Source organism: Nostoc sp. FACHB-888 (assembly GCF_014696655.1).
Taxonomy (GTDB): Bacteria; Cyanobacteriota; Cyanobacteriia; order Cyanobacteriales; family Nostocaceae; genus Nostoc.
Genome location: NZ_JACJQM010000024.1, coordinates 92,719 through 101,789, shown reverse-complemented (window position 1 = coordinate 101,789; position 9,071 = coordinate 92,719). Strand labels below are relative to the sequence as shown.

Annotated in this window: 8 protein-coding genes and 1 pseudogene; 4 read left to right on the top strand and 5 right to left on the bottom strand. The window is 41.5% G+C overall.

What is annotated here, in order from left to right; translation table 11 throughout:
* Window positions 1-188, top strand: a pseudogene (locus H6G26_RS17170) (IS630 family transposase); the annotation flags it as partial.
* Window positions 189-993: 805 nt separating this feature from the next.
* Here the strand turns inward: H6G26_RS17170 and H6G26_RS17165 are convergent.
* The 4 genes from H6G26_RS17165 to H6G26_RS41800 all read right to left on the bottom strand — a co-directional run bounded on the left by H6G26_RS17165 (window position 994) and on the right by H6G26_RS41800 (window position 3,629).
* Window positions 994-1,368: a hypothetical protein gene (locus H6G26_RS17165; protein ID WP_190730393.1), complete on the bottom strand. Its 375-nt coding sequence runs from the start codon at window positions 1,366-1,368 to the stop codon at window positions 994-996.
* Window positions 1,369-1,601: 233 nt separating this feature from the next.
* Window positions 1,602-3,245: a hypothetical protein gene (locus H6G26_RS17160; RefSeq protein WP_190730392.1), complete on the bottom strand. Its 1,644-nt coding sequence runs from the start codon at window positions 3,243-3,245 to the stop codon at window positions 1,602-1,604.
* Window positions 3,246-3,268: 23 nt separating this feature from the next.
* The gene (locus H6G26_RS41805) at window positions 3,269-3,412 is read right to left on the bottom strand and encodes a filamentous hemagglutinin N-terminal domain-containing protein (RefSeq protein WP_199326948.1); all 144 of its coding nucleotides are present in this window, start codon (window positions 3,410-3,412) and stop codon (window positions 3,269-3,271) included.
* On the bottom strand, window positions 3,405-3,629 hold the full coding sequence (locus H6G26_RS41800) for a hypothetical protein (protein WP_199326947.1): 225 nt from the start codon (window positions 3,627-3,629) through the stop codon (window positions 3,405-3,407). Before H6G26_RS41800 ends, H6G26_RS41805 begins: the two co-directional genes overlap by 8 nt.
* 312 nt (window positions 3,630-3,941) lie before the next feature.
* Here H6G26_RS41800 and H6G26_RS17150 point away from each other — a divergent pair, with 312 nt between their 5' ends.
* Complete coding sequence (locus H6G26_RS17150) at window positions 3,942-4,148, top strand: transposase (RefSeq protein WP_190730399.1); 207 nt, start codon at window positions 3,942-3,944, stop codon at window positions 4,146-4,148.
* 152 nt (window positions 4,149-4,300) lie between these two features.
* Here the strand turns inward: H6G26_RS17150 and H6G26_RS17145 are convergent, their stop codons facing one another.
* Window positions 4,301-4,876 (bottom strand): cupin domain-containing protein, encoded by a 576-nt coding sequence (locus tag H6G26_RS17145; protein ID WP_190730391.1) that lies wholly within the window; start codon window positions 4,874-4,876, stop codon window positions 4,301-4,303.
* 245 nt (window positions 4,877-5,121) lie between these two features.
* Here H6G26_RS17145 and H6G26_RS17140 point away from each other — a divergent pair, with 245 nt between their 5' ends.
* Window positions 5,122-6,567, top strand: a complete 1,446-nt coding sequence (locus tag H6G26_RS17140; protein ID WP_190730390.1) for an FAD-binding domain-containing protein — start codon at window positions 5,122-5,124, stop codon at window positions 6,565-6,567.
* A gap of 443 nt (window positions 6,568-7,010) precedes the next feature.
* Complete coding sequence (locus H6G26_RS17135) at window positions 7,011-9,062, top strand: bluetail domain-containing putative surface protein (protein WP_190730389.1); 2,052 nt, start codon at window positions 7,011-7,013, stop codon at window positions 9,060-9,062.
* Window positions 9,063-9,071: the final 9 nt, after the last annotated feature.

The window sequence follows — 9,071 nt, the reverse complement described above, 5'->3', positions numbered from 1 at the left end:
CTAATTGCCCATCACAAAATCCAATTGAGGATATTTGGTTACAAGCTAAAACATGGGTGCGGCGTTTCTGTGCTTTGATTCCTTCATTCTCTCATCTGAAGTGGATGTTTGAGTGGTTTATCCGACACACTACCTTTGATTTTGCCACTCTTCAAATGTACGGAGTGTTTTCAGAAATCAAATATTAGTCCTATAGATATTTTAAATATTTGCAATTCAGTTATATTAACCTTTGTTCGGTTTTTCAGCTTTAGTAATAGCTTGTTCTAAGAAATTTTTTGCATCATCGACTTGCCCAGCATCTAAGCAACCATAAAAAATTATGCACCATTCTAGTAGATCTGTAAGCTGGCTTTTGTGACTATCGTGAATCATCGATTTTGAAACTACAGGGAAAAGACATAGATTGTTCATTTTATATAAATTATTAATCTTGGTGAAGCGTATCTCACCGTTCAAGGAGAATCTTTATTACAGAAAGGTGATGCGATCGCTGAACAAATCGAAGCTCAGGTCTTCTCAATGTTTACCCAAGATGAGCAAGAACAATTTAACAAATCTCTTTTACGATGCATTGAAAACTTAGAAAATGCTGACCTGCCAACATCTTTACGAAAACTTGAGTCTGAACCCTAACGACGGTTGTACAAACTTGTCGCCATCAAGGGCGTTCTGTTATTAAATTTTTTGAGCATTTGCTCCCATCTGAGTACTGCGCTCAACGGCGGGTAGTTCCCACAGGCTCCTTCGGTTGTGCGGGGGTTGGCTTTTGTTTGGTTTTGTCCGGAATGACATATGCTACTGCACCAAGCCCAGCTATTCCACCGCCTATGATATACATAATATTTTTAGTGAAGTATTGTGAGCCGACGTATCCAAAGGTGATAGCTGCCACTGTTGTGACAATCATTTGAGGTAGTTTCATAATTTAAAATGTTGTTGTTTGTTTAATAAATGAAGCAATGATTCTTGCTCTTTGGCAATTAGTACATACTATTCGTTAATTTGTCGCTGAGGCTTTTCACCGAATGAAGCACTAGCAACAAAACTGGAAAACCCAACAAGCATCCAACCCAAGCAGATATGTTTTCGTATCTGCCATTCATACTGCTGACTAAGGGTAATTGGTTTTGTATTCGCTTCAATAATCTCTAACCCCCAACATGAAAGCGTACCTATCCCAAACAAGCAACTACTGGCAATAGAGGCAATCGTGATTGTATTTAGAATCCGAACGGGAAAACGCGGATTTATTACAAGAGGCTTTTGTTGACGGCGATTAGGGAGCAGGGCTAATTTCTCTGTGTCTACACGCTCTATATGCTCTTGTTCGATTAGAGGGTAAGCAATTTGTTGATTATTCGCCATTTGTTATTACCAGAATGTAATTTTAATAGCATCCATAGCAGTATCAGTGAAAACATAATAAGCTTCCGTTAGAGGTTGTACTACATTCTACAGAGGGGGATCAATTTTTCTTTAGTAAGAATTTAATTGCTGAATTCTTCTTTAATCATTCTCCAGAAACAGTTGAATGCTGTTTGTCTGCTGGGCGATCCTTTCCACCTCATCAATTGCGGTCACAACTAAACTTTTCCTGCCTACTGACTTATAAGCCTTAAGATATCTGTTAGTGCCGTTCCTGAGTAGTATTGAATATCGGGAGAATGAGTGACTTTATCTACAACGAAGCCAATTTTCATTCCAGATGTATAGGTGACTCCGGAACGGGTAGTTTGTTCAATGCGAATTTCATACTCAACAGGTTGCCCTGGTTGAAGCCAAGAATCAAAGCTCGCGCCCAAATTGATCTTATAAGCATCCGCCCAGTGAGGATAGGGTCGATGTGGAACAAGTGGGTAAGACATCTCGCTGACTTTAGAGTTGTTCTGGGACAAAACAATTGTCAATTTAACTGCTTTTAACTCGCCCAGAAGCTTACCTTCATCTAGAAGAGTAAAATTGCGGGGATCGGGGAAGCGATCAAATTCTTCAAATTTAAAACGTCCTAAGCGTTTGGGGTGAATACCTCCAGTAATCGCAATTTCAGCTTGGTTTTGTGAATGATTGAGTTTATATTCCAATGTGCCTGGAATATAAAATTGCAATTTCCCCGATTCAGTAATTTCAGCTTTGAGCGGAGGATCTCCTAAATCTTGTGGGCGTTTTACAGTTTGCCAAGACACTTTAAAAGAACCTTGGACGGTTTCTAATAAACGATAGCTATCTCGGACATCCGAACCAGTACCAAGTAAACTCCGTAGTCCCGTTTTTTTCGACAAATTTTTCTTGATCAGCCCAATGTTTCGATCAACTAACAGGCTAACGCGATTGCTATAACTAATTTGTTCTTGAGGAATTTCTGTACCCTTGACTAACAATACTTGACCGTAACTACCAGGTTCCCCATCTCTACCGTTGCGTCCCGGTTGACCAATAAGGCCATTCTCACAAGTAAAATCTCTCTGCTGTGATAGACCAATATATTTCCAGCCATAGCGGTAGTTTGGATCTAAATTTGGAAGCTGCTGGGGTCGATTTTGTTGTTCATCATAGAACGCATCACCCGAACAGCGAAATAATTCTCTTTTAATTTCTTTCCACTCGGCATTAGCTATATTGATTTGTTGCGCCATCAATGCCCAAGTGCAATAGTTTACAGTCCAGCGCGGTTGAGTACAGTTACATCCACTACCTGCTTGTCCGCCCTTTCCTCCAACACCTGCCCTCCCACCCCGATTACGTAACACCACATTCTTGAGTTGAGATAATGACTCAAAGTAAACAGTAGCCTTACCACCATGACCACCATGGCCACCATTACCACCATTACCGCCATTGCCGCCTTTAGCACCGCATACATTCACTGTCACATCCTGGGGCTGTTGGCATCCAGAAGCTTGTTCACCAGAGGTAGCAGATTCTCCCACTTCGCCATCTGTACCGGAGAGGTCAATCGTTTGTAGTTGTTCGTTAGTGCGAATTATTTGCTCGGTAGCAGAGTTCCCATCTCGTCCAGATCGACCATCTACCCCATGTCTACCATCTTGGCCAAAAGGTTGCACTTCAGCAGCGACAACATTGACAGCTAGAGCATTAAGGGTTGTTGCCAAAAGGCATAGTTTGAGAATGTACTGAAGTGGCTGATTAATATTCACACAAATCAAAGAAATTGAAGGAAACTTTTGATATAGCAATCCTAAATGAGTTACAAATTGGGGTTTGAGTTGGGTAAAGCCAGTCATAACTGTTTTGTTGGGTACTTTCTTTATACAAGTGGTTTATTGAAGGCAGTAGTTGCTGCAAATGAACCGCCGATATTTAAACTGCCATTAGAACCAAAAACGATGCCATTGGGATTTACAAAAAACAGGTTAGCTGTGCCATTAGTATGAATTAAGCGATTAATCAATATTAAAAATATTGTTATCATTCACACGAGTAAAAATGTTCTCAATATCTAAAAAATTATTAAAATAAGCACTACTACCAGTAAATACATCTAGTTCAGAGAAGCTGTGAAAAAAGTTATTGCCTACTTGAATGCCACCCTGGATAATTCTAAAGCTGTCAGCGATCTCGCCATTAGAAGAATTAACAATAGAGGCATTTGGAGTAATTTGAGCCAACGCATAACTTCCAGGTAAAATCCTGGCCCCAGTTATAGCAATACTAAATAAACTTCTCCAACAAGTAAAACGCCAGCTAAATATTACACACCTCCACAACTATTACCAGTATTGAAGACTAGCCAAGCATGAATCATGTTACAAACTTTTCTTTTTATTATTTAGCAATTAACCTAATAAAATTTCATTCTCAAACTCAAATTTTTCGCAAAAAATTAAAAATTTTACAAACCTTTACAAACATAGCCCTCAAACTACGGCGAACGCTACTCATCCCACTTCACCACAAGCCGAGTCAATTCGTCTGGTAGTCTGGTAGTTGATAACCTCAACACACATAATCCAGCTGCTTTGTACAAAGTATTTCCATCAGAAAAAGCACGTCAGATTGTCCAAAAATTAGAACTCCACTACACGCCTAAGCATGGAAGTTGGCTAAATCAAGTTGAGATTGAGTTATCCGTTTTAGCTCGTCAATGCTTAGAAAGACGAATTGCTAACGTTCAAACACTATCTTAAGAAATCGCTTCTTGGCAGAGCGATCGCAATTCTAGTAAAGCAAGTGTAAATTAACGCTTTAAAATTACGGATGCACGCAATAAAATGGGACGTTTATATCTAGGGCTATATAAAGTAATAACAATCACAGATGACTACAAGCTCAATGACCTTTAACGTGGCTTTTGGAGCGAATCGCTGACTTGAGTACCTGTATAATTTGGAATCCAACCTTCTGCGTTGGCACAGCCCGCCACAGGCATCGCAAAATAGCGTATCCCTTTGAATTTCAACGATGCAGTCGGGCTGCACCAATGCTCAACGTTGGCGGGGATGTAAAGATAGTCTTGTGCCTGAACTAAAAGCTGTACTTGGCTGCCATCAGGTCGCACGAAGCCATAAATCATTTTTCCTGCCAACACGTAGAGGGGTTCAGCAGCAGGATGAGTATGGTAACGGCCGTAAGTTGCTATTAGGTGGTGAAGATTGAAAGAACCTGGATGTACATTTAGCAAGTCACACCAGAGAGCGCCATTTTCTTGCTGAATAAATTCAAAAACGCTGTTATGGAGTTCTACACAATAGCGTTTCTCAGACTCAGTTAACACGTCCTGGTCTAGCATATCGGGGAAGAGAAGCGATGTTCCTGGGTCGTAATGTCTGAGTTGAATCCCAAGAGGCTCAAGTTCACGAGCTATTTCGCCTAAATCGCTTTCAATCTTACCGTCATCAAGTAGTAGGTTAGCCATGACCAAAAAGACTAATTAACTGTTAAGAAGAGTATACTCAACTTTGAATTAAAAAACCACTATTCCCGACTGATAAACCGGGGTTTGTGTGAATGGAGCATAGGGCATAGTGAGATGAGAGGGATGAAGGAAATGGAGCTTCAGAATAATCAATGCCCATTAACAGAAGAAATTTATCGCCAGAATGATGATCATTGGTACCACTAGCATTTAAGCTAGTACGGGTGAACTATATCCAATAGGGAATGTCTGACTTAATTCTGTTTTGGCATCGGCGCGATTTACGCATTTCTGACAATACGGGACTGGCTGCGGCAAAACGGCAGAGTCCGAAAGTGGTGGGCGTGTTTTGCCTTGATTTGAATATTCTGGAACGGGATGATGTAGCTCCTGTGAAAATAACTTATATGATTGGCTGTTTGCAGAAACTCCAAGAGCGATACGCTCAAGTTGGTAGCCAGTTATTAATACTCCACGCCAATCCTGTACAAGCGATACCAGCTTTAGCAGAAGCAATAAATGCCAAAGCCGTTTTTTGGAATTGGGATGTAGAACCTTATTCGCAAGAACGCGATCGCACCGTTATAAATGCCCTCAAAGAAAAAGGCATTCAGTTTCTTAACCAAAACTGGGATCAGATTCTCAACTCCCCAGAGCAATTACGCACCGGTAGCAATCAACCTTACACCGTTTACACCCCTTTCTGGAAAAATTGGATTACCAAACCGAAAGCAAACCCAGTAGAAACTCTGCAAAATGTTGAAGGGTTAACAGAAGCTGAACAGGAAATTGCTCAACTTGCAGGAGCCTTAACGCTACCTTCAGCGAAAGATTTAGGATTTATTTGGGATGGAGAATTGATTATTTCACCGGGAGAGGTGGCGGCGCAAGAACGCTTAGAGGAATTTACTGCTAAAGCAATTACTGAATACCAAGAACAACGAAATTTCCCCGCAGTGGACGGAACATCGCAACTGAGTGCAGCTTTGAAATTTGGCGTAATTGGCATTCGCACCGTTTGGCAAGCCACGATAGAAGCACTAGAAAACAGCCGCAGCGAGGAAACAGCTGTTAATATTCGCACATGGCAACAAGAATTAGCTTGGCGGGAGTTTTATCAACATGCAATGTATAACTTCCCCGAATTAGCTGATGGTGCTTTCCGTGACACCTTTAAAAACTTTCCTTGGCAAACTAACGAAGAACATTTCCAAGCTTGGTGTGAAGGAAGAACCGGTTATCCTATTGTAGATGCAGCAATGCGCCAGATGAATGAGAGTGGCTGGATGCATAACCGTTGTCGAATGATTGTTGCTAGTTTCCTTACCAAAGACTTGTTAATTAATCCCCAATTGGGTGAAAAATACTTTATGCAGCACCTGATTGATGGTGATTTATCTGCCAATAATGGGGGTTGGCAATGGAGTGCTTCTAGCGGCATGGACCCTAAACCTGTGCGAATTTTCAACCCAGCCAGTCAAACACAAAAATTTGATCCAGAGGGGGAATATATTCGGCAATGGGTATCAGAATTGCGGTCTGTAGATACAGAATATTTAGTTACTGGTAAAATTCCATCTTTGGAACGTCATGCTGTTGGTTATCCTGAACCAATTGTGGATCATAAAATACAACAACAGCAATTTAAACTGCGTTATCAACAGCAAAAAACGCTTGGTGGTGGTGAGTAAAATTGTGACTCTTTTAATGTTTATTTAGGTTAATACTGTATCATAATAAGAATCTTGCTATAAGGCTATTTCATTCTCATTTAGCCCGCCTCAGAATGAATTCACCAGTCTAATAGCGAAAGTCGTCTTAAGACGACTGATAAAAGGTTATAGTCCGTTAAAACGGACTTTAGCTAAAAGCCTGTGAACTTTAGTTCTGGGCGATTTATGTCTAGAACGAAATAGCCCTGTGTTGCTATAGGGCGATCGCATTTAAATAAGTAGTCAGACAGAATTAATTACACAATGTCATTGCGATCGCTCGCAATGACTGTAAATATTTTTGTCCGACTACTTATTGACGAGAGACGTAGCACTGCTACGTCTCTCTAACGCATTGACAAATGAAATAATAAATGCGGTAGCAAAACAACTGGAATCAAACAGATAAGGAACACCAATTTATGACCTCAACCACAACTTACACTTACGATGTCGATGGCAAAGTGATATCTGAGAGGACAGACAACAACGGTGATGGGATAATAGACTCAGTTATTACCTACCGCTATGACCTGACATCCTTTAGCCAAGACTTCACCGGCGACGGCAAAGTTGATTTTGTCGAAACCTCTACTTATGATGCCAAGGGCAACCGGACATCCACCAGCCGTGACTTCACCGGCGACGGCAAAGTTGATTTTGTCGAAACCTCTACTTATGATGCCAAGGGCAACCAGACATCCACCAGCCGTGACGACAACGGCGACGGCAAAGTTGATTATGTCCAAACCTATACTTATGATGCCAAGGGCAACCAGACATCCGATAGCGTTGACAACAACGGCGACGGCAAAGTTGATTCTGTCGACACTTTTATTTATGATGCCAAGGGCAACCGGACATCCTATACTTCTGATAGCAACGGCGACGGCAAAGTTGATTATGTCCAAACCTATACTTATGATGCCAAGGGCAACCTGACATCTGATAGCGTTGACTTGAAGGGCGACGGCGTTGATTATGTCCAAACCTATACTTATGATGCTAAGGGCAAGGTGACATTTAGTAGCTTTGCCAACGGCGACGGCATACCTATTAATGTCACCACCTATACTTATGATGCCAAGGGCAACCTGATATCCAATAGCTTTGACAACAACGGCGACGGTAAAGTTGATTCTGTCAACACCTATACTTATGATGCCAAGGGCAACCGGATATCCGATAGCGCTGACAACAACGGCGACGGCGTTGATTATGTCCAAACCTATACTTATGATGCCAAGGGCAACCGGACATCCGATAGCGTTGACGACAACGGCGACGGCAAAGTTGATTCTGTCAACACCTATACTTATGATGCCAAGGGCAACCTGACATCCAATAGCCGTGACGACAACGGCGACGGCAAAGTTGATTTTGTTGAAACCTCTACTTATGATGCTAAGGGCAACCGGACATCCTTTAGCCGTGACTTCAACGGTGACGGCAAAGTTGATTATGTCGAAACCTCTACTTATGATGCCAAGGGCAACCTGACATCCTTTATAGTTGAAAACAACGGCGACGGCAGATTTGATTCTGTCCAAACCTATACTTCCTATACTTATGGACGCGCATCCGCTAGCTATGACTTCAACAATGATGGTGTAATTGATGCAGTTGGCATCTACAGCTACGATTTTAACGGCAACCTGAAATCACAAAAAATTGACAATAATGATGATGGCATCTTTGATGAAGTCACCGCTTATAGTTACGACGTTAACGGCAAACAGACTGCACAGGTAGCTGACAAAAATAATGATGGCATCCCTGATGAGATTACCACTTTCAACTACGATCGCAATGGCAAACTAATTTCCGCAGATATTGACAACAACAGTGATGGCATTACTGATGCAGTTGCCACTTATCTGTATGATACCAATGGTCAATTAATCAGCAAAACCACCACAGACCCAAATGTGCCAAAGATTACTTTAAAAGGTGGTAACGGTGCAGATGAACTCAGTGGTGAGGCTGGTAACGATCAAATTTCCGGCAAAAATGGCAACGATAAACTCTTTGGATTAGCCGGAAATGACAAACTAGTTGGTGGTAATGGTAATGACATCCTCAATGGTGGCGCTGGGCGTGATACCCTCACAGGCGGTTGTAGCGCTGATAAATTTGTGTTTAGTAGTCTGAGTGATTCGCTGCTGTCTAGCTTTGATAAAATAACTGACTTGAACATTTCTCAAGATAAAATTGATGGGCTATATGCAGTTGACGCTGCTAATTTAGTTCAACTTGGCACTGTTGCTAGTCTAAATCTTTTCGATGTACAGCAGATATTGAGTGCAACTGCTTTTGTGGCTAAAGGTGCAGCAACTTTTACCCTGGGTACAGGTAATAAGGGGCAGACTTTTTTGGCACTCAACGATAACACTAATGGATTCTCTGCCCTCACGGATGCTGTGATTGAGATTAGTTCCTACAAAGGCAGCTTGAATAATTTAGCAGTTGTCTAACTTCATACT

Bases quoted from the DNA above. Each gene is read 5' to 3' on its own strand.
- H6G26_RS17165 (WP_190730393.1), bottom strand. From the start codon at position 1,368: ATGGCGAATAATCAACAAATTGCTTACCCTCTAATCGAACAAGAGCAT.
- H6G26_RS17135 (WP_190730389.1), top strand. From the start codon at position 7,011: ATGACCTCAACCACAACTTACACTTACGATGTCGATGGCAAAGTGATA.
- H6G26_RS17140 (WP_190730390.1), top strand. From the start codon at position 5,122: ATGTCTGACTTAATTCTGTTTTGGCATCGGCGCGATTTACGCATTTCT.
- H6G26_RS17145 (WP_190730391.1), bottom strand. From the start codon at position 4,876: ATGGCTAACCTACTACTTGATGACGGTAAGATTGAAAGCGATTTAGGC.
- H6G26_RS17160 (WP_190730392.1), bottom strand. From the start codon at position 3,245: ATGACTGGCTTTACCCAACTCAAACCCCAATTTGTAACTCATTTAGGA.